The sequence below is a fragment of the Paraburkholderia jirisanensis genome, from assembly GCF_054782355.1.
The window spans coordinates 166,582-187,292 of sequence record NZ_BAAGSQ010000002.1; the positions used below are offsets into that span (position 1 = coordinate 166,582).

Genomic DNA, 20,711 nt, shown 5'->3' on the forward strand with positions numbered 1-20,711 from the left:
GAGACGCATTCTAGAGAGCGGCCCCCACGCGCAAGCGTCGAATAGAGGGTGGCTTCCCCAGCTATTCGTCCAATTGGCGCTTGCACTGCGCCCATAAGATGCACTCCATGCGAAAAAGCCTCCGCACGGCGTTCGTACTGCGCCGCGGTACCTGTGCGAAAGGCCTCAGCTGAAACCGACCGCGGACCGTTCAGACGGAGAAACGTCCCATGCTTGACAAGCTCGATCAGGACTTTGCGTTCACCAAGGAAGCGCTCAACGTGCGCGCTTACCGGCAGGAACTGCTGTCGTCGAACATTGCTAACGCCGACACGCCGAACTACAAGGCGCGCGACATCGACTTCGCATCGTCGCTGGCCGGCGCGCTGCACAAAGCTGGCGGCGCACCCGGCTCAGGCACGGCGCCGCTCGCGATGACGCAGCCGGCCGGCGTGACCAGCGGCATGACGCTCGCGACCACCGAGCGCGGCCATATGTCCGGGAAGGCGACCTTGATCCCCACCGGCGGCTCGCCGGAGGACTACGGCCAGTTGAAGTACCGCATTCCGGTGCAGCCGGCGCTCGACGGCAACACGGTCGACCTCGACTCGGAGCGCGTGCATTTCGCCGACAACACGCTGCATCTCGAAGCCGGGATGACGACCGCGACGGCGCAGATCAAGTCGATGCTGTCCGCCATCACGTCGGGCAGCTAGCAGCGCGCCGCGCAGGCGGCGCAGACAATAAACGCAAGAAATTAATCGCTACGGGCTGGTTCTACGAAGGAGGCTTTGCAAGCCATGTCATTGATGAACATCTTCAAGGTGGCCGGTTCCGCGTTGACCGCGGAGTCGCAGCGCCTGAACGTCACGGCGTCGAATCTGGCGAACGCGGACAGCACCACCGGCCCGGACGGCAAGCCGTACCGCGCCAAGCAGGTGGTGTTCGGGGTCGACCCGCTGGGCGGCGCGCGTTCGGCGTCGGGCCAGCAGGTCGGCGGCGTGCAGGTGACCGGCGTGATCGACGATCCGACGCCGATGAAAACCACCTATGACCCGGGCAATCCGGCGGCCAACGCCGATGGCTATGTGCAGCAGCCGAACGTCGACCCGGTGCAGGAAATGGTCAACATGATTTCGGCGTCGCGTTCGTATCAGGCCAACATCGAAACGCTGAATACCGCCAAGAACCTGATGCTGAAAACGCTGACGATCGGCACCTGAGGAGATCGACTTGAGTTCTTCGAACACCACTATTGGCAGCAACGGCACCAACACGTCGCCGACTCCGACCGACACGATGGGCCCGAACAGCTCGGCCACGTCGGCGGCGAGTCTGCAGCAGACCTTTCTGACACTGCTCGTCACGCAGCTGCAGAACCAGGATCCGACTTCGCCGATGGACAGCTCGCAGATGACCTCGCAGCTTGCGCAGATCAACACGGTGAGCGGCATCGCGCAGCTGAACACGACGCTGCAGTCGCTGTCGTCGCAACTGAATGCAAGCGCGACCGGCCAGGCATCGGGGCTGATCGGCCGCACCGTGCTGACGCCGGGCAACACCTTCACGGTCGGCACGCTGACCAACTCCGACGGCACGGCGAGCGACAAGGAGGGCACCTCGCCGTTCGGCGTCAAGCTCGCCGTCGATGCGACCGATCTGCAGGTTCAGGTCAAGGACTCGACCGGTGTGGTGGTGAAGACGCTCGACATCGGCAAGGCACCGGCGGGCGTGGTGCCGATCACGGCCTGGAGCCCGGTCAACGACGCGGGTACGGCGCTGCCGACCGGCAATTACACGTTCACCGTGGTCGACAAGGGCGCCGATCCTTCGGCTACCGCACCGGTCGCACTGACTGGCCTGACGGTGAACAGCGTGGTCCAGCAGGCGGACGGCACGGCCGGGCTGCTGCTGGGCAACGGCACCACGGTTCCTTTGAATGGCGGCTTCGCGGCCCTTCTCTAATCCGCAACAGATACGGAGCGCAACATGAGTTATCAACAGGGCTTGAGCGGTCTGGCGGCCGCGACCAACGATCTCGACGTGATCGGCAACAACATTGCCAACGCGCAGACGGTGGGTTTCAAACAAAGCACGGCAGTGTTCGCGGACATGTACGCGAACTCGGTCGCGACTGCGGTCAACAACCAGATCGGTATCGGTACGCGGCTCGCCGGTGTGCAGCAGGATTTCTCGCAAGGCCAGGTGACGACCACCGCCGTGGCGACCAACATCGCGATCAACGGCAACGGCTTCTTCGTGATGCAGAACCCGAGCGGCGCGATCACGTATTCGCGTAACGGCCAGATGGTGCCGGACAAGAACGGCTTCATCACCGACGCCGAAGGCGACAAGCTGATGGGCTATTCGGCCAACGCGCAAGGCGTGCTGCAGACCACCAACGTCGTGCCGATCCAGATTCCGAACATCAATCTGCCGCCGGTCGCCACCACCACCATCACGGCTGGGGTGAACCTGAATGCGCAGATGGCGCTGCCGACAGTTACGCCGTTCAACGCGGGCGATCAGAACAGCTTCAGCTATCACACTGCTGTGCCGTCGTTCGATTCGCTCGGCGGACAGTCGACTGTCGATCTGTACTTTGTGAAGACCGCTACCGGCCAGTTCGAGGTATTTGGCGGCCCGAGCGGCACGACGCCGAAAGATCTCGGCCAGATGAGCTTCGACTCGTCGGGCAACCTGACCTCGACGACCTCAGGCGGCGCACCGACTGCGATCAGCGGCCAGTTCTCGCTGGACGTGACCAACACGGACGGCTCGGCGCCCCAGACGATCGCCATCGACGTGTCGAGCACCACGCAGTTCGGTAGCCCCAACGGCATCAACAACCTGACCGCGGACGGCTTCGGCTCGTCGACGCTGGCGAACTACTCGATCGGCAACGACGGCACGATCACCGGCACCTACACCGACGGCCGCACCGCGACGTTGGGCCAGGTGCTGCTCGCGACCTTCAACGACCCGAACGGCCTCGACAACCTGGGCAACAACCAGTTCGCCGCGACTGCTGCATCGGGCGTGCCGCAAGTGTCGACGCCGGGTTCGACCAACCACGGTTCGGTGCAGGGCAGCGCAACCGAATCGTCGAACGTCGACCTGACCGGCTCGCTGGTCGATCTGATCACCGCGCAGCGCAACTACCAGGCGAATGCGCAGACGATCAAGACGCAGCAGACGATCGACCAGACGCTGATCAACCTGTAAAGCGCCGCTCTACTCCACCACGCGATTCCTGAAACGGACACGAGCTAGTCATGGACCGACTGATCTATACCGCGATGACCGGCGCCACTCAGGCGCTCGACCAGCAGGCCGTCGTTGCGAACAACCTCGCCAACACGTCTACCACCGGTTTTCGCGCGCAGCTGGCGAATTTCCGCTCGGTGCCGATGAGCTTCGGCGATGGCTCGTCGGTCAACGACCAGACGACGCGTACCTACGTGATGTCGTCGACGCCGGGCGCGGACTACACGCCGGGCCCGATCCAGCAGACCGGCAATCCGCTCGACGTCGCGATCCAGGGCGACGGCTGGCTGGCGGTGCAGACCCAGGACGGCAACGAGGCCTACACGCGCGGCGGCAATCTGCACGTCGACGAGAACGGCCAGCTGGTCACCGCCAACAACTTGCCGGTGATCGGCAACGGCGGCCCGATCGCAGTGCCGCCGCAATCGGAAGTGACGATCGGCAAGGACGGCAGCATCTCGGTGCTCGCACCGGGAGATCCGCCCAACGCGATTGCGCTGGTCGACCAGCTGAAGCTCGTGAATCCGGATCCGAACACGCTCACGCGTGGCGACGACGGCCTGTTCCGTACGGCCGACGGTAACCCGGCAGACGCCGATCCGAATGTGGCGCTCGCGCCGGCTTCGCTGGAAGGCAGCAACGTGAATCCGGTGGCGGCAATGGTCTCGATGATCACCAACGCGCGCCAGTTCCAGCTGCAGACCAAGATGCTGCAAACCGCCGACCAGAACGAACAGTCGGCCAACCAGTTGCTCAATTTCAGCTGATGCGGCGCGCCGCCTTCCTGAATCGCATGGTGTAACACCAGGAGAAAAACAACCGTGAACCGTTCCCTCTACATTGCCGCTACCGGCATGAATGCGCAGCAGGCGCAGATGGACGTGATTTCGAACAACCTCGCCAACGTCAGCACCAATGGTTTCAAGGGCTCGCGCGCGGTGTTCGAAGACCTGATGTACCAGACGCTGCGCCAGCCGGGTGCGAACTCGACGCAGCAAACCGAAATTCCGTCGGGCAGCCAGGTCGGCACCGGCGTGCAGCAGGTCGCCACCGAGCGTCTGTACACGGAAGGCAATCTGCAGCAGACCGGCAACTCGAAGGACGTCGCGATCAACGGCAACGGCTTCTTCCAGGTGCAGATGCCGGACGGCACGATCGCCTACACGCGCGACGGCTCGTTCCAGACCGACCAGACCGGCCGCCTCGTCACGTCGAGCGGCTTCCCGGTGGTGCCGGCGATCACGATCCCGCAAACCGCGACCTCGCTGACCATCGGCCAGGACGGCACGGTGTCGATCACGCAGGGCAACTCGTCCAATTCGACGAACATCGGCGCGCTGCAGATCGCCACGTTCATCAACCCGGTCGGTCTCGATGCGCGCGGCCAGAACCTGTTTCAGGAAACCCAGTCGTCGGGTGCGCCGAACGTCGCGCAGCCGGGCTTGAACGGTACCGGCACGCTGAATCAGGGCTTTGTCGAAACCTCGAACGTGAATGTCGTGCAGGAACTGGTGAACATGATCCAGACCCAGCGCGCGTATGAAATCAACAGCAAGGCCGTGACCACGTCGGACCAGATGCTGCAGACGCTCAGCCAGATGCAGGTTTGATCTTTCGTTGTCGCATGGAACAGGCGGTTACCAAGATGTCACAGCTCACTACTCTCATGGTTCGTACCGGCGCCGCGCGCGCGGCGCTGCCGCTCGCACTCGCGAGCGCGCTGGCCGGCTGCGCGCTCGTCCCGAAACAGCCAATCGTGCAACAGCCGATGAGTGCGGTGGCCCCTGTTCCTCCGCAGTTGCAGACACCCGGTTCGATCTATAACGCGGGTTACGCCGGGCACCCGCTGTTCGAAGACCAGCGGCCGCGCAACATCGGCGACATCCTGACGATCGTGATTGCGGAAAACGTCAATGCGACCAAGCAGTCGGGCGCAGCGGCCAACCGCAACGGCAGTACCAATTTCGCGGTGACGCAGGCGAACTTCCTGCATGGCCTGTTCAACAAGGCCAACCTGGCCGCAAACGGCCAGAACCAGTTCCAGGCAACCGGCGGCGCGAACGCGTCCAATACCTTCAACGGTGTGCTCACCGTGACCGTGACCAACGTGCTGCCCAACGGCAACCTGGTCGTGAGCGGCGAGAAGCAGATGCTGATCAATCAAGGTAACGAGTTCGTGCGCTTCTCCGGCGTCGTGAACCCGAACAACGTGGCCGGCGACAACTCGGTGTTCTCGACCGAAGTGGCCGACGCGAAAATCGAATACTCGGCGAAGGGCTACATCGACGAAAGCGAGCAGATGGGCTGGCTACAGCGCTTCTTCCTGAATGTAGCGCCATGGTGATGAAGATGAACGCAACTCCCACTCTTCGCCGTGCGCTCGCGCGGTTTGCCGCGGGCCGCACGGTACGCGTCGCCGGCGCGATGCTGAACGCAGCGCTGTTTGCAGTCTCCGTCGCGGCACTGTTCGTCGCCACGGCGCCCGCTGCGCATGCGGAACGCCTGAAGGACATGGTGTCGATTCTCGGCGTGCGCGACAACCCGCTGATCGGCTACGGTCTCGTGGTCGGCCTCGACGGCACCGGCGACCAGACCACGCAGACGCCGTTCACCACGCAGACCCTCGCGAACATGCTCGCGAACCTGGGCATCGGCATCAACAACCAGCAGGCCGGTGCGACCAATGGCGGCGTCTCGCCGCTCACCAACATGCAGCTGAAGAACGTCGCCGCCGTGATGGTGACGGCCACGCTGCCGCCGTTCGCGCGGCCCGGCGAAGCGATCGACGTGACGGTTTCGTCGCTCGGCAACGCCAAGAGCCTGCGCGGCGGCACGCTGCTGCTCACGCCGCTGAAGGGCGTCGACGGCCAGGTGTATGCACTCTCGCAAGGCAACCTCGCGGTCGGCGGCGCCGGCGCCAGCGCCAACGGCAGCCGCGTGCAGGTGAACCAGCTGGCATCCGGGCGCATCGCGTCGGGCGCGACCGTCGAACGGGCGCTGCCGGTCACGATCGCGCAGCCGGGCGGCCTGCTCGAAATGAACCTGAACGACATGGATTACGACAACGCGCAGAAGATCGCCGCGGCCGTGAACAATGCATTCGGCGGTGGCACCGCGACCGCGCTCGACGGCCGCACGATCCAGCTGCGCGCGCCGACCGATACCGCGTCGCAGGTGTCGTTTCTGGCCCAGCTCGAAAACCTCGAGGTCAAACCGGCCAAGGCCGCCGCGAAGGTGATCCTGAACGCACGCACCGGTTCGATCGTGATGAACCAGATGGTCACGCTCGAGAGCTGCGCGGTGGCGCACGGCAATTTGTCGGTGATCGTCAATACGCAGACGGTGGTCAGCCAGCCGGGCGCGTTCTCGAACGGCCAGACGGTCGCCGCGCGCCAGTCGCAGATCCAGTTGAAGCAGGACAACGGCGCGCTGCGCTACGTGACGGCAGGTGCGAACCTCGCCGAGGTCGTCAAGGCGCTTAACGCGCTCGGCGCGACGCCGGCCGACCTGATGTCGATTCTGCAGGCCATGAAGGCGGCGGGCGCCCTGCGCGCCGACCTTGAAATCATTTAAGCGGGGGCACGACCGATGAACGCGGATTCTCCCAAAGCCACAGGCGACCTGGACCAGCGCTTCGCGCTCGACGTGCAGGGTTTCGATGCGCTGCGCGCCCAGGTCAAGGCTTCGCCGGCGGCCGGCGTGAAAGTCGCCGCGCGCCAGTTCGACGCGGTATTCACGCAGATGATGCTCAAGAGCATGCGCGACGCGACGCCGCACGACGGCCCGCTCGATTCGCATGAAGGCGACCAGTTCATGTCGATGATGGACGAGCAGTTGTCGCAGCAGATGTCGAAGAAGGGCATCGGTGTCGCCGACATGATGATCAAGCAGCTGATGCGCGACGCACATATCAGCGACGACAGCGCGAGCCTCGGCGGCGCCGCGGGCGGCCTTGGCGGCGCCTTCGGCGGCGGTTCCGGCAGCGCCGGCTCGACCGCGGCGTTCAACGCATTGGCGCGCGCCTATGCGAATCCGGCGGCCAACGGTGCGCTGGCGAGCGGCCAGGGCTACAGCGCGAATAGCGCGCTGACGCCGCCGCTGCGCGGCAACGGCGCTTCGCCGAAGGTCGACGCGTTCGTCAACAAGCTGGCGGCGCCGGCGCAGGCGGCCAGTGCGGCCACCGGCATTCCGGCGCGCTTCATCGTCGGCCAGGCGGCGCTCGAATCGGGCTGGGGCAAGAGCGAGATCAAGAAGGCGGACGGCACCACCAGCCACAATGTGTTCGGCATCAAGGCGACCAAGGACTGGACCGGCGATACGGTGTCGACCGTCACGACCGAATACGTGGACGGCAAGGCGCAACGCCGCGTCGAGAAATTCCGTTCGTACGGCTCGTATCAGGAAGCCATGACCGATTACGCCAACATGCTGACCAGCAACCCACGCTACGCCGCGGTGGTGAGCGCGTCGCGCGGCAAGGGCGCGGCCGGCTTCGCGGCCGGCATGCAGCGGGCCGGCTACGCAACCGATCCGCACTACGCGCGAAAACTGATGTCGATCATGCAGCAGATGAGCTGAGTGGCTTGAGCCTCGCGGCGCCTGCCGCAGGCCACGCATTTTGCATAATTTACCGGGCCGGCGGCGTTTGCAGCCGGCCCGCGTTCGCTCGCGCGAAAATTATTTCCGGCTTACTCTAAACTTCGTCGGATAATTGCCGCTATAGCGAATAGATCGATTGGCCGGAGAAATTCGCCGGCCGAACCGCATACATAGAATGCGTGGCGCCCGCGGGGCCGGCGACGCGCACCGAGAGACTACGCCTCATACCGACAAGCTCATGGAACCCAATCTGTCGACCGACCGGACGGATGACGCCGATCAAACCGAGCACTTCGGACGGCGCAATCCGCTGGAAATCGGCGTTCAGCTGCGCAACCTCTTTAACCGAGGCGACTTTCTTACCGTGCAGTACAAAGGCGGTCAGCTGGTAACGCGTATTCTCGACGTCGACGTGCGCGCGCAAACCTTCATGTTCGACTGGGGCGCGCTGGCTGAGCAAAACCGCGGCCTGCTGGCCGCGCCGCACTGCCATTTCCTTGCCGCGCCCGAAGGCGTGCGCGTCGAGTTCGGCACCGGCACGCCCCGCGAGACTACCTTCGAAGGCCGGCCGGCTTTCGAGGCGCCGTTCCCGGAGGTGCTGTACTACATCCAGCGGCGCGAGTATTTCCGCGTCGAAACGCCGATCCTGAATCCGTACTTCTGCAGCGGCGTGCTGCCGGAGGGTGATACGTTCCGCTTCGAGATCCACGACCTGTCGCTGGGCGGCATCGGCTTGCGCACCAACGACGACCGGGTCGCCGAGTTGCCGCTCAGCACCGTGCTGCCGGACGTCGAAGTGAATCTGAACAGTGGCGGCATGCTGTCGCTCGATCTGCAGATCGTGTCAGTGCGCGCGACGCCGATGCCGCACGGCTCCGGCACGCGCTACCTGCTCGGGCTGCGCTTCATGTCGTTGCCGGGCAGTGCCGAGAACACGCTGCAGCGGCTCATCACGCAGCTCGAGATGAAACGCCGCTCGCTGGTGCGGGCCTGACGCCAGGTCACATCTGTACAGCCACCCCGGCACGCGCGGCTTCGCGATGTGAAACCGCGCGTCGCCTGAAGCGCTCGGCATCGCGCGGCATGGTGCGCGCCGGCGCCTCGAACCCCCTGGCCGATTGGCCGAACTGTTTTCGAACCACGACGTTCGCCAGAATGTTCGTTTCGAATTCCGGTTCGCGCAATGCAGTGGCACCAACTACTCAAACAAGGTCATCTTCAGGTCGACGGCAAGCGTTACGACCTCACGCATCTGCTTGGCAGCGTCGTCGAGTTCACCATTCCGCCGTCGGACAAGTACCCGCGTCTCGTGGTCAGCATGCGCGTCGAATACACGTCGCATTGCGTCAGCTATGGGCCGCCGGCCAACGGGCAGCCATTCGATTTCGCTGTGCTGGGGCCCGCGCGGCGCGTGCACGATCATCGCGGTGTCGAGCGGGTGTTCTGTTTCGAGCGCCATCGCTGTTCGCTGCAATTGCCGCAGGTGATCAGCAAGCTCGACACGCACACCTGCTATTTCACCGGCCGGGAAAACTGGCTGGTGATCGAGAGCATCGACAACGAAGGCAAGCGCAGCGAATACGAAGTGTTCTTCCGCCTGAGACGCGGGGATGCACCGCATACGCTGCGGCTGGTGGTGGAGAGCGCGTACGTACGGGATGCGGACAAAGGCAAAGCCAGCATTCCGCGCAATCGCCGTGGGCGGATCAAGTTTCCGGTGATGGCGGCCAAGGTGTTGCGCGGCGAACCGATTCGCGATCCGGCCAGAAACCGGTGAGCTGAAGAACGGCGGGCTGAAATACCGCCCGCTGAAATAGGCGAGGCCCCACGTGGGGGCCTCGAAGTATCGCGGGTACGCTTGCCTGGAGAACCAGGGCTAACCGGCACGGCCGGAACCTGCGAAGCAGGCGGTAGGTAGACGTCCCTCGCGGAACCCCGAAAAATCTACTTGGGCGCAATTATATCGGGTCTCCCCTGCGTTGACCAGCAGCCGAATGGCGGACTGGCGCTGTCTGGAAGTCGCTTGCCAGCCGCCTCTGCGACCCGCGGCTGCGACCCAAGCGCAAACCGCGCGCGATATAGCACCCGATTTGCCGTTTCTTCCGCGCTTTGCCTCGCGCAACACGCGCCAATAATGCAACGTCGGCCAGTGCGTCTGATGTCGGCGACTCGCGCGCCGAAGAGGGCCGCGCCGTAATTTGGCTCACCGTAATCGGCTCAACCCCTAAATTTTAGGCACGCGGCGCCGATATACCGCTTGTTCACGCAACCGGCGGCCGTTGCCAGCCCGCCTCCCAGGATCACGCATGACATCCAGCCTATTAAACATCGGCCTGAGCGGACTGAATTCAGCACAGCTCGCCATCACGACGACCGGCAACAACATCGCCAACACGGCGACGCCCGGATACTCGCGCGAGCTTCTGGTGCTGTCCGAAGCAAACGGGATCGCCACCGGTGCCGGCTTTATCGGCGGCGGCGTCAATACGACGACGATCCAGCGCCAGTACAGCCAGACGCTCAACAACGAACTCAACAATGCGCAGTCGCAAAGCGCATCGCTGACCTCGTATGGGACGCTGATCGCGCAGTTGAACAACCTGGTCGGCGACCCGAGCGCGGGAATTTCGTCGGCGATGAGCGCGTTCTTCTCCGGCCTGCACGACGTCGCCAATTCTGCGAACACCTCGGCCACGCGTTCGACCGCGCTGAGCAACGGAAATACACTCGCCAGCCTGCTCAACCAGGCGGGCCAGCAGTTCGACCAGCTGCGCCAGAACGTCAACACGACGGTCTCCAGCACGGTTTCGCAGGTCAACGACATCACGAAGCAGATCGCGCAGCTGAACGTGCAGATCGCCGCCGCGACCTCGACCGGCCAGCCGCCGAACCAGCTGCTCGACGCGCGCGATGCGGCGGTCTCGCAGCTCGGCCAGCTGGTCGGCGTGAGTTCGATCCAGCAAAGCAACGGCAGCGTCACCATAGTGCTCGCGAACGGCGAGCCGCTCGTGTCCGGCAGCCAGAGCTACCAGTTGACCGCGGTGAAGTCGCCGAGCGATCCGACCGAGCTGGTGGTCGGCTACCAGCAACAGGATTCGACCAATCCGTCGAACACGATCACCTCGATCCTGCCCGACGCGGCGGTGACCGGCGGCTCGCTCGGCGGCGCGCTTGCGTTCCGCAGCCAGACGCTCGATCCGGCCGAGGCGCAACTCGGCGCGATCGCGACCAGCTTCGCTGCCCAGGTGAATGCGCAGAACGCGCTCGGTCTCGACCAGCAAAACAACCCCGGCGGCGACCTGTTCGCGGTTGCGGCGCCGACCGTGATCGCCAATCTGAACAACACCGGCGGCGCGTCGCTGACGGCCACACTGACCGACCCGACCTCGCCGCCGACCGGCGACATGAAGCTGAGCTTCGACGGCACCACCTACACGCTGACCGACGCGTCGAGCGGCAAGGTGCTCGGCACGTCGCCGATGCCGCTGGCCTCGCCCGCTACGATCGGCGGTGTGGCGCTGACGATGACCGGCACGATGGCAGCGGGCGATTCGTTCACGATCGAGCCGACCCGCGGCGCGCTGAACAGCTTCAAGGAGACGGCGACCGACCCTAGGCAGATCGCCGCGGCATCGCCCGCGATTGCGTCGAACGGCAGTGCCAACCTTGGCACCGGCAAGGCGACGATCAACGCGGCGAGCGCGGGCTTCGTGATCTCGTCGCCGTTCACGGTGGCGTACGATGGCACGACGGGCATGCTGTCAGGCTTTCCGATGGGCAGCACGGTGACGGTCAACACCACGCCGCCGAAATCCTACACGATCAGCGCAACCAATCCCGAGGTGCCGTACGACGCGGCAAGCGGCAACACCTTCACGGTCAACACAACGCCGCCGACTTCGCCCAACGGCATTTCGTTCACGCTGAACGGCACGCCGCAAGACAAAGACACGTTCACGATCGGCCCGAACACCGGCGGCACGCTCGACGGCAGCAACGCGCTGGCGATGGCGAACCTCGTATCGAGCACGGCGCTGGGCGGCTCGACGTTGACCGACTCGTACGCCGACTACGTGAACAACGTCGGCAATACCGCGAGCCAGGTCACCGCGGCGGGCACGGCGCAAGGCACGCTGGTGTCGCAGATCACCCAGCAGCAGCAATCGGTTTCCGGTGTGAACCTCGACGAGGAAGCGACCAACCTCGTGATGTACCAGCAGCTCTATCAGGCGAACAGTAAAGTGATCCAGACTGCGGATTCGCTGTTCGACACGATCCTGCAAGCCATCAATTAAGGCGTTGAGTCATGCGAATCGCATCTTCACTGATTTTCCAGAACACGATCCAGAGCATGGATAACCAGCAGTCGACTCTTGCGCAATTGCAGCAGGAGATCTCGACTAACAAAAAGCTGCTGACGCCCGCCGACGATCCGCTCGGCGCCGCGCAGGCGGTGCAGCTGTCGCAAAGCGGCGCCGCACTGTCGCAGTACTCGTCCAATCAAACCGCCGCGACCGCTTCGCTTGGCATCGAAGACCAGACCTTGACGAGCGTCAGCGGTGTGCTGACGCAGATCAACACGCTGCTGACGTCGATCAACAACGGCACGCTGAACGACGCCAACCGTCAGGCGCAGGCGAAACAGCTGCAAGGCTTGCGCGACACGCTGCTGTCGCTCGCGAACACCACCGACAGCAGTGGCAATCACATCTTCTCGGGTTTTCAGGGCGGCACGGCGCCGTTCACGAACCAGTCGAACGGCGGTGTCACGTACAACGGTGATACGGGTGCGCAGCAGGTGCAGATTGCGGATTCGACGACCATACAAACCAGCGATAGCGGCGCGTCGGTGTTCATGAGCGTACTGTCGGGCGTCGCGCAACCGGTACCGGCCAGCGCGGCGACGAATACCGGCACGGGTACCTTCCCGAACTCCCCTGCAGTGACGATTACGCAGGCGGGTGTACCGGGCAACAACGATTCCTACTCGATCACCTTCGGCACGGATGCGACGGGCGCGCCGACCTATAGCGTGAACGACACGTCGACCTCCCCGGCGACCTCGATCAGCACGAACCAGCCGTACACGGCAGGCCAGCCTATCACCCTCAGCAGCGGCATGAGCGTCGCGATCAGCGGGACGCCGGCCGCCGGCGATTCGTTCACGGTGACGCCGGCCGCGCAAGGCAACACGGATGTGTTCTCGACCATCGACTCGGTGATCTCGGCGCTGCAGCAGCCGGTGGACGGTAATCAGGCCGCGACTGCCACGCTAAGCAATGCGGTCACGAAAGCCGCGACCGAGCTCGGCAACTCGATGAGCAACGTATCCACGGTGCAAGCGTCGGTGGGGGGCCGCGAGCAGCAGCTGAAGGCGATGATTTCGATCAACAGCAACGAGACGACGCAGACCAAAAACAACATGGCGAACGTTGTCAACGTCGATCCGGCCACGGTGCTGTCGCAGTTCGTGCTGGTGCAGAACGCGCTGACCGCGGCGCAGAAGACCTTCGCGGCGGCTTCGAGTTTGAGCCTGTTCCAGGTGATCAACCCGTAACGGTTTGCTGGCAGTTTGGGGGGAGGGCGCGGCGCCGTGGCATGGGTGTCGCGCCCTTTGTGTTTGTGGGCTTGCCGTGTCGGCGCAGGGGCGGTCTCGGGGCACAGGTTGCACGCGGGGCGTAGGCGCGGCGCGGACGCGCCCCGCACACCGCAGCCACCGCTGCTACGAACTACAGCACCAAAGCGCTACGGCGCCGGCCGCAACGCCGCCGCGACGCGCCCCATCTCGTCGATGCCGCCGCCGATCATGCGCGCGAAGAACGGAATCATGTTCGGCAGCATCAACTGGATCAGCAGCAGGCCGACCAGCATCGTCAACGCAAAACCGACCTGGAACACGCCGATCTGCGGCGCTGCGCGGTTCAGAATGCCCAGACACAGGTTCGCGATCAGCAGCGCCGTGACCACCGGCAGCGCCAGCATCATGCCGCCCGCGAACAGCGTCATGCCCCAGTCGGCGAGCGTGCGCCAGCCCGACGCGCCGAGCACGTCGGCGCTGACCGGCAGCGACTGGAAGGTCATCATCAGCGCGCCGATCATCTGCAGGTGGCCGTCGAGCGCGAGAAACGCGAGCATCGCGATCATGTTGAGCAGCATCGACAGCACGTCGGTCGAGCCGTGCGAGGTGGGGTCGAACAGCGTGGCGAAGCCGAGCCCCATGCTCAGGCCGATCACCCCACCCGCCGTTTCGACCGCTCCGAACACGATCTGCATCGTCAAGCCGAGCGCGGCGCCGATCAGAACCTGGTTGACGAGAATCCACACGCCGGGCGCGGAAAACACCGTGACCTGCGGCATGGCGGTGAGCGTCGGCGCGATGATCACCGCCATGAAGCCGGCGAGCCCGACCTTCACGCGAATCGGCACCGACGTATGGCCGAGCACCGGCGCGGTCGCGACTAGCGCGAGGATGCGCACGAACGGCCACAGGAACGCGGTGAGCCATGCGTTCAGTTGCGCGTAGGTGACGGTGAACATGGATCGGCGGAGGAAGAGGGGCGGCGTGGGAGGATGAGGATCCAGCGTGCCTGGCGGCGCGCCGGATCCGCTGCGTCAATTCGCGACGTTCGGTATGTTCATCAGCACTTGACGCATGTAGTCGATCATCGTCGTCAGCATCCACGGCCCGGCGATCACCAGCGTGATCGCAATCGCGGCGAGCTTCGGAATGAAGGTCAGCGTGCTTTCGTTGATCTGCGTCGCGGCCTGAAACAGGCTGACGACGAGGCCCACCACCAGCGCGATCAGCAGCAGCGGCGCGGCGAGCAGCATGGTCACGCGCATCGCATCGTGCGACAGGGTCATGACGGTTTCAGGGGTCATCGCGTCGGGCTCCGGGGTGGAATTCGATAAACGAACTCGAAAAAATAAGGGCGCTGGCCGTGCCGCGCTCAGGTGAAGCTTTGCGCCAGCGAACCGATCAGCAGCTGCCAGCCGTCGACCAGCACGAACAGCATCAGCTTGAACGGCAGCGAAATCGTCACCGGCGACACCATCATCATGCCCATCGACATCAGCACGCTGGCCACCACGAGGTCGATGATGATGAATGGAATAAAGATCGTGAAGCCGATCTGGAAACCGGTTTTCAGCTCGCTCGTCACGTACGCGGGCACCAGCAGCGACAGCGGCACGTCTTCGGGGCCTTGCATCGGCGGCGTGTGCGCGATCTTGGCGAACAGCGCGAGATCGGTCTCGCGGGTCTGACGCAGCATGAAGGTCTTGAACGGTGCGACACCTCGCGACACCGCATCTTCCATCGACAGCGTGCCGGCCGAAAACGGCTTGTAGCCGTCGTTGTAGGCCTTGTCGATGACCGGCGACATCACGAACAGCGTCAGGAACAGCGACAGGCCGACCAGCACCTGGTTAGGCGGCGTGGTGGTGGTGCCGAGCGCCTGGCGCAGCAGCGACAGCACAATGATGATGCGCGTGAAGCTCGTCATCATCAGCACCATTGCCGGCAGGAACGACAGCATCGTGAGCAGCAGCATCGTCTGCACGCTCAGCGAATAGGTGGTGCTGCCGCCGGGGCCGGGGGTGGCGTTCAGGGCCGGCAGGCCGGCAACCTGCGCGTGCGACAGCGACGGCAGCGCAAGCATCAGCGCGGGCAGTGCAAACGCACAAACTGCGGACAATACTCGGGCCGCGCCGCGTGAGCGCAGGGCATTTCGATTCGCTTGCATTTACCGCTCTCCGCCGCTCTGACGTTGCAGGCGCTTTGCCGTTTCGCTTTTCAGCGCGTCGCGAAAGCGCTGGCCGAAGCTGCCTTGCAGGCCGCTTCCGCTTGCCGTTGAGGGTGCGCCAGTGGCCGGATCGAACTCGGGGCCAACGCTGCCACCGCCGCCGCCGCGCCCGCCGTGGGCGCTGCCGGCCGGCATGTCGTACAGCAGCCGCACGTTACCCGGCGCGGCGCCGAGCACCAGCCAGCGATCGCCGATCTCGACCACCGCAACCCGCTCCTTGCCGCCGAGCGAGGTTGCACCGACGGTCTTGATCAGGCCGCCGCGCTGGCTGCCCGGCTGCAGGCCGAGACGCCGCGCGAGCCACGCGCAGCCAAACACGAGGCCGATCACGACCACCAACGCGAGCAGGGTTTGCAGCACGGCGCCCGCACCGAGCGCCGGCACCGCAGTGCCCGCGCCGACGTTCGAGGCGACCTGCGCGGCGCGGTTGATCGCGTTCATGTCTGCCGCGTGGGCAGCGTAGGGCGCGAATACGGCACCAGCAGCAGCGGCTGCGGCGACTACGGATTTCATCGGTTCAGCTTCCGGATCCGCTCGGACGGCGTGATGATGTCGGTCAGGCGGATGCCGAACTTGTCGTTCACCACCACCACTTCGCCCTGCGCGATCAGACAGCCGTTGACCAGCACGTCCATCGGTTCGCCGGCGAGGCCGTCGAGTTCCACTACCGAGCCCTGCGCGAGCTGCAGCAGGTTGCGGATCGCGATCTTCGTGCGGCCCAGTTCGACGGTCATCTGGACGGGAATGTCCAGAATCATGTCGATATCGTTGCGGGTCGCGCCCGACGTCGTCTTCGACAGCGGCTGGAACACGCCGGCCGCCGCGGTGGGCGTCGCTTCATTGCCGTTCTGCTCGGCCAGCGCGCTCGCCCAGTCGTCCATCATCGCGTCGGTCGGGTCGGCGGCCGCATCGGCCGGGTCCGGCGCGAGCTCCGGCAACGGCATCGTCACCGGGTTGGGGTTCGGGGTGGGGGTCGTGTTCAGATCACTCATATCCGCCTTCCTTCATCGTGTCCGCGGCGCTGATCATCTTCAGGACGCGCAGCGCGTATTGACCGTTAAAAATTCCGTAACCGCATTCCATCACCGGCACGCCGTCCACTTTCGCGGTGATGAATTCGGGGATGTTGAGCGGCAGTACGTCGCCTGCCTTCATGTTCAGGATCTTCTCGAAAGTGACCGGGATCTGCGCGAGATCCGAGGTCAGTTCGACTTCGGCGGCCTGCACCTGCTGCGACAGCACGCGCACCCAGCGGCGGTCCACTTCGAGCGCCTCGCCCTGGATCGGCGACGACAGCACGTCGCGGATCGGCTCGATCATCGAGTAGGGCATGCAGATGTGCAGCGTGCCGCCGGTCGAGCCGAATTCGATCGAGAACTGCGTGACCACCACCACTTCGTTGGGCGTCGCGACGTTGGCGAACTGCGTATGCATTTCCGAGCGCACGAATTCGAACTGCAGCGGGCGCACGCTTTTCCACGCATTCGTGTAGTGCTCGAACACGAGGCTCAGCAGCTTGCCGATGATGCGCTGCTCGGTCTGCGTGAAGTCGCGGCCTTCGACGCGCGTATGAAAGCGCCCGTCGCCGCCGAACAGGTTGTCGACCACGAAGAACACCAGGTTCGGATCGAACACGAACAGCGAGGTGCCGCGCAGCGGCTTCACGTGCACCAGGTTCAGGTTGGTCGGGATCGGCAGGTTGCGGGTGAATTCGCTGTACTTGAGCACCTTCACCGGGCCGACCGAGATTTCCGCGGTACGCCGCATGAAGTTGAAGATACCGACCCGCAACAGCCGCGCAAAACGCTCGTTGATGATCTCGAGGCCCGGCATCCGGCCACGGACGATCCGTTCCTGGGTCGCGATGTTGTACGGCCGTACCCCCTCCCGCGAGGCCTGCTCGGAGGTATCGTCGTGCTCGCCGGTGACGCCTTTCAGGAGGGCATCGACCTCCTCCTGAGACATGAACTCTTCGTGGCCCATCCTAGGTTCCTCGTGCGTCTGTACGCGGTTGGGAGGTGCGCAAGCTGGCGCGGACGCGCGGCGTCACTGCACGACGAATTCGGTGAACAGCACGTCTTCGACATGCACCGGCGCGCCGGTGCTTTCGGTCGGCTGGCCGATCAGCGTGGCGAGCTCCTTCGCGAGCGCGTGTTTGCCGTCGAGCGACGAGAGCTCCTCCGGGTGTTTGTTCGACAGCGCGAGCAGCACGCGGCTGCGGATTTCCGGCATGTGCGCGGTCAGATGTTCCTGGGTCGGCTGGTCGTTCAGCTTCAGCGTGAGGCCGATGCGCAGATAGTGCTGCTCGCCGTCGTCCGACAGCAGGTTGACGGTCATCGGGTCGAGCGCGAAGAACACCGGCACCGGCGCGGGCGCCGGCTTCGCCTGCGCGGCCTGGGCGGGCGCGCTTTCGTGACGGCTCATGTAGAACCAGGTGGCGCCGCCCGCGATGCCGGCGGCGCCGAGCGCGATCAGCGCGATCAAGAGCATTCGTTTGATGAGCCCGGGCGAGCGCGGCTTCGCGGCGGCTTGCGGGTTTGCGGTCGTGGTGGCCATGTGTCGTGTCTGTGAGGGCTGCGGCTCGCGCGAGTCAGCTTGAGGTCAATTGGTTAGCGTGCATTGTTGGTGAAACGCAGGCAACGCGATGGGTCGAAAAGAAGGGGGATTCGCGGTTAGCTCACGGGTTTGGGTTCCCGATCAGCGACGCTGGTCCTGCTCTTTCGTTATCGGCTGGATTGGCGTCGGGCTTGAGCGCGGATTTGAGGGGAACGGGAGCCGTGGGCTGTGCAGCGCTGCGTCACGCCGTAGCGGCACGGGCGGGCAGGCCGCGAGGGCGCGCGGCGAGTGGCGAGTGGCGCCCGTGCATGGGCGGACGTCGTGCTGCGCCGTGCTTCTCTAGATGGTTTGGAGCGGGCAAAGAGGCGCTGCGGGCGCGGCGAGCGTCCGAAACCCGCACTGGCAGACGATCTGCGATGCGCAGCGACCGCGCTGCCGCAGATGCCGCCTGCCCGTGCGTATTACGCAAACGTATCGACCAACCCGACCTTGCGGCGCGTCGGCACCGACACGGTAGACGCCGTGCCCGCGCCGTCGACTGCATCGGCATAAGCGCCGCGACCGGCGCCACCATTACCGCTGCCTTGACGTTCCTGCTGGCCGGTCTGCCGCGCGAAACCGTCGCTGACGCTGGTGCTGCCCAGACCAATACCGCTTTGTTCCATCGCTTCGCGCAGCTTCGGCAACGCGGCTTCAACCGCCTCGCGCACCTGCTGGTGTTGCGACACGAACAGCGCGTGCGCGTGGTTGTCCGCCACCTGCAGCACCACTTGCAGCGGCCCGAGGTCGGCCGGGTTCAGCGTCAGTTCTGCGCTTTGCTGATGCGCATTCGACATGAACACCACCTTCTGGCTGAGCGCTTCGTCCCAGTCTTGCGTGCCGACTTCCGGTGCCAGCGCGGCAGCGGCGGAGGAGGCCGCGCCCGATTTCGTCGCCTGCGCCGCCAGCGCGTTGCCGGTGGCCGCGGCGCCGCCCTGCACGGCGGCCAGCGCCGCGTTCAGCGCGTCATTGTTTTCGTTCGATGAAGGCATGCTGCTGGCCGCATCGGCGGCCGCTGCCGCCGCAGCCGCAGCGGCGCCTGCGTTGGGGTTGCCCTGGGCCGCCTGCGCGGCCGCGGTGGTCACTGCCGCCTGGCTGCTGGCGTCGCCCATCGGCTTCATGCCGTCGGTGCTCTTGCCGTTGCCGAACAGCGCGGCGGTGGCCGAACCCTTGCCGTCCGCGCCGCGCACGCCGCCGGACAATTGCGCGTTTGCCTTGTTGCTGATCGCCGTGCCGGCCGCGTTCATCGCGTAGTTCTGCAGCGGCATCGCGTTGATGTCCTGGCGGTTGCTCAGTGCGGCAAGCGCCGAATCCGACGACTGTTGGGTAGCTTTGGTCGTGCTCTTGTGATCGGTCGTGCCGTCCGCGGTCTTGGTCGTGCCGCCTGGGGTGGCGCCCGCTGCGTCGGCCGCGGCGCTCGCCGCTGCGGCCGCGTCGGCGTTCTGCGCGTTGGTCGCGGCATTGGCGCGCGCCTGCGCCTCGGCGGCGGCTGCCGCCGCGGCCGTAGCCGCAGCGGACGAATCCGCTGCACCCGACGCCTGCGAATCCTTCGATTTCGAGTCGCCGTTCTTGTCGTCGCCGGATTTGCCGTTGGCCTGCTGGGTGCCGTCCGCAGGCGACGAAGCCGGCTTGCCTGACGCATCCTGCGCCGCATCCGGTTGCGACGAGCCTTTGGTGCTGTCGCTGCCTTGCGCGCCGCTCGCCGCGCTCTGGCTGCTATTGCCGGGCTGGGGCGTGTGCACGGTGCCGCCCGACGGCGGCTGGGACGGCTGCGGCTGCTGCTGTGGCTGCGGCGCGGCATTGGCCGCGCTCTGCTGCGCGGCGATGCTTTGCTGCAGCGTCTGCGCAAACAGCGCCGCGCTGTTCGCGCCCGCCGTGTTCGAAGCCGCCGCGCCTTGCGCCGCGCCGAACAGTGAATCGATCAGTGAAATATTCGACATAGTGTTTCCCCGTCGGTCGGTCCACACCGCGGCATGCGCGGCGGCTGAACCGTTGGTCCACAGCGCCTGGCCGCGTTATGCGTTACCGGTGCGCATCCTCAATATGCGTGCGCCGAATTCGTCCGAATCGCGCTGTTCGCGGCGCGCCGAGTTGCGCGCTTCGACTGCCTCGCCGCGTGCCTGCAGCACTTCGTACGAACCGAGCTTCTGCTTTTGCTTCTGCCACTCGGGCTTGGCGGCCTCGACGCGCGCGCTGGCGTTGGCCAGCAAGCGGCGCTGCTGTTCGATCGCCGCATCGAGCGTATCGATGAACGCCTGAAAATTGCGCATGTTGCCCGCCGCCATTCCCAGCTGCGCTGACGTCGTAAAGCGCGTGTAGTACTCGTTGCGGTATTCGATCAGCGCGGTCAGCTGCTTTTCGATTTCGCCGCGCTCGCGCTGCGCGCGGCCGAGGCGTTGCGCGGCCGCGTCCAGTTCGTCCTGCGCCAGTTCGATCAGCTTCGCGATCGGAGAGGGGTGCGCCATC

General features: G+C 65.1%; 23 protein-coding genes. 13 read left to right on the plus strand and 10 right to left on the minus strand.

Translation table 11 applies throughout. From position 1 onward, the window contains the following. The first annotated feature begins 209 nt into the window (after positions 1 to 209). From flgB to ACYVNQ_RS01200, 10 genes are all read left to right on the plus strand, one after another. Positions 210 to 695, plus strand: a complete 486-nt coding sequence (flgB, locus tag ACYVNQ_RS01155; protein ID WP_460900299.1) for a flagellar basal body rod protein FlgB — start codon at positions 210 to 212, stop codon at positions 693 to 695. Positions 696 to 779: 84 nt separating this feature from the next. After that, positions 780 to 1,202 carry a flagellar basal body rod protein FlgC gene (flgC, locus tag ACYVNQ_RS01160; RefSeq protein WP_460900300.1) on the plus strand — a complete coding sequence of 141 codons (423 nt, stop codon included), beginning with the start codon at positions 780 to 782 and terminating at the stop codon, positions 1,200 to 1,202. A 10-nt stretch (positions 1,203 to 1,212) separates the two neighbouring features. Continuing rightward, entirely contained in the window at positions 1,213 to 1,944 is a 732-nt protein-coding gene (locus tag ACYVNQ_RS01165) for a flagellar hook assembly protein FlgD (RefSeq protein ID WP_460900301.1), read from the plus strand. 24 nt (positions 1,945 to 1,968) lie between these two features. Next, entirely contained in the window at positions 1,969 to 3,204 is a 1,236-nt protein-coding gene (gene flgE / locus ACYVNQ_RS01170; RefSeq protein WP_460900302.1) for a flagellar hook protein FlgE, read from the plus strand. Between the two features lie 50 nt (positions 3,205 to 3,254). Further along, positions 3,255 to 4,013: a flagellar basal-body rod protein FlgF gene (gene flgF / locus ACYVNQ_RS01175; protein WP_460900303.1), complete on the plus strand. Its 759-nt coding sequence runs from the start codon at positions 3,255 to 3,257 to the stop codon at positions 4,011 to 4,013. Positions 4,014 to 4,067: 54 nt separating this feature from the next. Further along, positions 4,068 to 4,856: a flagellar basal-body rod protein FlgG gene (gene flgG / locus ACYVNQ_RS01180; protein ID WP_460900304.1), complete on the plus strand. Its 789-nt coding sequence runs from the start codon at positions 4,068 to 4,070 to the stop codon at positions 4,854 to 4,856. A gap of 56 nt (positions 4,857 to 4,912) precedes the next feature. Then, on the plus strand, positions 4,913 to 5,590 hold the full coding sequence (gene flgH / locus ACYVNQ_RS01185; protein WP_460900488.1) for a flagellar basal body L-ring protein FlgH: 678 nt from the start codon (positions 4,913 to 4,915) through the stop codon (positions 5,588 to 5,590). After that, the gene (locus ACYVNQ_RS01190) at positions 5,584 to 6,819 is read left to right on the plus strand and encodes a flagellar basal body P-ring protein FlgI (protein ID WP_460900305.1); all 1,236 of its coding nucleotides are present in this window, start codon (positions 5,584 to 5,586) and stop codon (positions 6,817 to 6,819) included. The genes flgH and ACYVNQ_RS01190 overlap by 7 nt, the downstream gene beginning before the upstream one ends. Before the next feature lie 15 nt (positions 6,820 to 6,834). Continuing rightward, on the plus strand, positions 6,835 to 7,824 hold the full coding sequence (flgJ, locus tag ACYVNQ_RS01195; protein WP_460900306.1) for a flagellar assembly peptidoglycan hydrolase FlgJ: 990 nt from the start codon (positions 6,835 to 6,837) through the stop codon (positions 7,822 to 7,824). 259 nt (positions 7,825 to 8,083) lie between these two features. After that, positions 8,084 to 8,839 (plus strand): flagellar brake protein, encoded by a 756-nt coding sequence (locus tag ACYVNQ_RS01200; RefSeq protein WP_460900307.1) that lies wholly within the window; start codon positions 8,084 to 8,086, stop codon positions 8,837 to 8,839. A gap of 7 nt (positions 8,840 to 8,846) precedes the next feature. Here the strand turns inward: ACYVNQ_RS01200 and ACYVNQ_RS01205 are convergent, their stop codons facing one another. Further along, positions 8,847 to 9,029, minus strand: a complete 183-nt coding sequence (locus ACYVNQ_RS01205; RefSeq protein ID WP_460900308.1) for a hypothetical protein — start codon at positions 9,027 to 9,029, stop codon at positions 8,847 to 8,849. Here ACYVNQ_RS01205 and ACYVNQ_RS01210 point away from each other — a divergent pair. The 3 genes from ACYVNQ_RS01210 to flgL all read left to right on the plus strand — a co-directional run bounded on the left by ACYVNQ_RS01210 (position 9,029) and on the right by flgL (position 13,402). After that, on the plus strand, positions 9,029 to 9,622 hold the full coding sequence (locus ACYVNQ_RS01210) for a hypothetical protein (RefSeq protein WP_460900309.1): 594 nt from the start codon (positions 9,029 to 9,031) through the stop codon (positions 9,620 to 9,622). The two genes, ACYVNQ_RS01205 and ACYVNQ_RS01210, sit on opposite strands and share 1 nt — an antisense overlap. Before the next feature lie 529 nt (positions 9,623 to 10,151). Beyond that, on the plus strand, positions 10,152 to 12,140 hold the full coding sequence (gene flgK, locus ACYVNQ_RS01215; RefSeq protein WP_460900310.1) for a flagellar hook-associated protein FlgK: 1,989 nt from the start codon (positions 10,152 to 10,154) through the stop codon (positions 12,138 to 12,140). 11 nt (positions 12,141 to 12,151) lie between these two features. Beyond that, entirely contained in the window at positions 12,152 to 13,402 is a 1,251-nt protein-coding gene (flgL, locus tag ACYVNQ_RS01220) for a flagellar hook-associated protein FlgL (RefSeq protein ID WP_460900311.1), read from the plus strand. A gap of 188 nt (positions 13,403 to 13,590) precedes the next feature. Here flgL and fliR read toward each other — a convergent pair whose 3' ends face one another. From fliR to fliJ, 9 genes are all read right to left on the minus strand, one after another. Further along, a complete protein-coding gene (fliR, locus tag ACYVNQ_RS01225; protein WP_460900312.1) occupies positions 13,591 to 14,382 on the minus strand; it encodes a flagellar biosynthetic protein FliR in 792 nt (263 codons plus the stop codon). 75 nt (positions 14,383 to 14,457) lie between these two features. Beyond that, positions 14,458 to 14,727, minus strand: coding sequence for a flagellar biosynthesis protein FliQ (fliQ, locus tag ACYVNQ_RS01230; protein ID WP_460900313.1), 270 nt, complete (start codon positions 14,725 to 14,727; stop codon positions 14,458 to 14,460). A gap of 68 nt (positions 14,728 to 14,795) precedes the next feature. Beyond that, a complete protein-coding gene (gene fliP / locus ACYVNQ_RS01235; protein ID WP_460900489.1) occupies positions 14,796 to 15,506 on the minus strand; it encodes a flagellar type III secretion system pore protein FliP in 711 nt (236 codons plus the stop codon). Between the two features lie 84 nt (positions 15,507 to 15,590). Then, the gene (gene fliO, locus ACYVNQ_RS01240) at positions 15,591 to 16,163 is read right to left on the minus strand and encodes a flagellar biosynthetic protein FliO (protein WP_460900314.1); all 573 of its coding nucleotides are present in this window, start codon (positions 16,161 to 16,163) and stop codon (positions 15,591 to 15,593) included. After that, the gene (gene fliN / locus ACYVNQ_RS01245; protein WP_460900315.1) at positions 16,160 to 16,642 is read right to left on the minus strand and encodes a flagellar motor switch protein FliN; all 483 of its coding nucleotides are present in this window, start codon (positions 16,640 to 16,642) and stop codon (positions 16,160 to 16,162) included. The genes fliO and fliN overlap by 4 nt, the downstream gene beginning before the upstream one ends. Further along, positions 16,635 to 17,633: a flagellar motor switch protein FliM gene (fliM, locus tag ACYVNQ_RS01250; RefSeq protein WP_460900316.1), complete on the minus strand. Its 999-nt coding sequence runs from the start codon at positions 17,631 to 17,633 to the stop codon at positions 16,635 to 16,637. The genes fliN and fliM overlap by 8 nt, the downstream gene beginning before the upstream one ends. A gap of 63 nt (positions 17,634 to 17,696) precedes the next feature. After that, entirely contained in the window at positions 17,697 to 18,206 is a 510-nt protein-coding gene (fliL, locus tag ACYVNQ_RS01255) for a flagellar basal body-associated protein FliL (protein WP_460900317.1), read from the minus strand. 461 nt (positions 18,207 to 18,667) lie between these two features. Beyond that, positions 18,668 to 20,185 carry a flagellar hook-length control protein FliK gene (locus ACYVNQ_RS01260; protein WP_460900318.1) on the minus strand — a complete coding sequence of 506 codons (1,518 nt, stop codon included), beginning with the start codon at positions 20,183 to 20,185 and terminating at the stop codon, positions 18,668 to 18,670. A gap of 75 nt (positions 20,186 to 20,260) precedes the next feature. Then, the gene (gene fliJ, locus ACYVNQ_RS01265; RefSeq protein ID WP_460900319.1) at positions 20,261 to 20,710 is read right to left on the minus strand and encodes a flagellar export protein FliJ; all 450 of its coding nucleotides are present in this window, start codon (positions 20,708 to 20,710) and stop codon (positions 20,261 to 20,263) included. Position 20,711: the final 1 nt, after the last annotated feature.

Coding starts and splice junctions, on each gene's coding strand:
- fliN (WP_460900315.1), bottom strand. CDS start 16,642: ATGAGTGATCTGAACACGACCCCCACCCCGAACCCCAACCCGGTGACG.
- fliP (WP_460900489.1), bottom strand. CDS start 15,506: ATGCTTGCGCTGCCGTCGCTGTCGCACGCGCAGGTTGCCGGCCTGCCG.
- fliL (WP_460900317.1), bottom strand. CDS start 18,206: ATGGCCACCACGACCGCAAACCCGCAAGCCGCCGCGAAGCCGCGCTCG.
- fliM (WP_460900316.1), bottom strand. CDS start 17,633: ATGGGCCACGAAGAGTTCATGTCTCAGGAGGAGGTCGATGCCCTCCTG.
- ACYVNQ_RS01200 (WP_460900307.1), top strand. CDS start 8,084: ATGGAACCCAATCTGTCGACCGACCGGACGGATGACGCCGATCAAACC.
- ACYVNQ_RS01260 (WP_460900318.1), bottom strand. CDS start 20,185: ATGTCGAATATTTCACTGATCGATTCACTGTTCGGCGCGGCGCAAGGC.
- flgH (WP_460900488.1), top strand. CDS start 4,913: ATGGTTCGTACCGGCGCCGCGCGCGCGGCGCTGCCGCTCGCACTCGCG.
- ACYVNQ_RS01210 (WP_460900309.1), top strand. CDS start 9,029: ATGCAGTGGCACCAACTACTCAAACAAGGTCATCTTCAGGTCGACGGC.
- ACYVNQ_RS01190 (WP_460900305.1), top strand. CDS start 5,584: ATGGTGATGAAGATGAACGCAACTCCCACTCTTCGCCGTGCGCTCGCG.
- flgF (WP_460900303.1), top strand. CDS start 3,255: ATGGACCGACTGATCTATACCGCGATGACCGGCGCCACTCAGGCGCTC.
- flgE (WP_460900302.1), top strand. CDS start 1,969: ATGAGTTATCAACAGGGCTTGAGCGGTCTGGCGGCCGCGACCAACGAT.
- flgB (WP_460900299.1), top strand. CDS start 210: ATGCTTGACAAGCTCGATCAGGACTTTGCGTTCACCAAGGAAGCGCTC.
- fliO (WP_460900314.1), bottom strand. CDS start 16,163: ATGAAATCCGTAGTCGCCGCAGCCGCTGCTGCTGGTGCCGTATTCGCG.
- fliQ (WP_460900313.1), bottom strand. CDS start 14,727: ATGACCCCTGAAACCGTCATGACCCTGTCGCACGATGCGATGCGCGTG.
- flgC (WP_460900300.1), top strand. CDS start 780: ATGTCATTGATGAACATCTTCAAGGTGGCCGGTTCCGCGTTGACCGCG.
- flgJ (WP_460900306.1), top strand. CDS start 6,835: ATGAACGCGGATTCTCCCAAAGCCACAGGCGACCTGGACCAGCGCTTC.
- fliR (WP_460900312.1), bottom strand. CDS start 14,382: ATGTTCACCGTCACCTACGCGCAACTGAACGCATGGCTCACCGCGTTC.
- fliJ (WP_460900319.1), bottom strand. CDS start 20,710: ATGGCGCACCCCTCTCCGATCGCGAAGCTGATCGAACTGGCGCAGGAC.
- flgL (WP_460900311.1), top strand. CDS start 12,152: ATGCGAATCGCATCTTCACTGATTTTCCAGAACACGATCCAGAGCATG.
- flgK (WP_460900310.1), top strand. CDS start 10,152: ATGACATCCAGCCTATTAAACATCGGCCTGAGCGGACTGAATTCAGCA.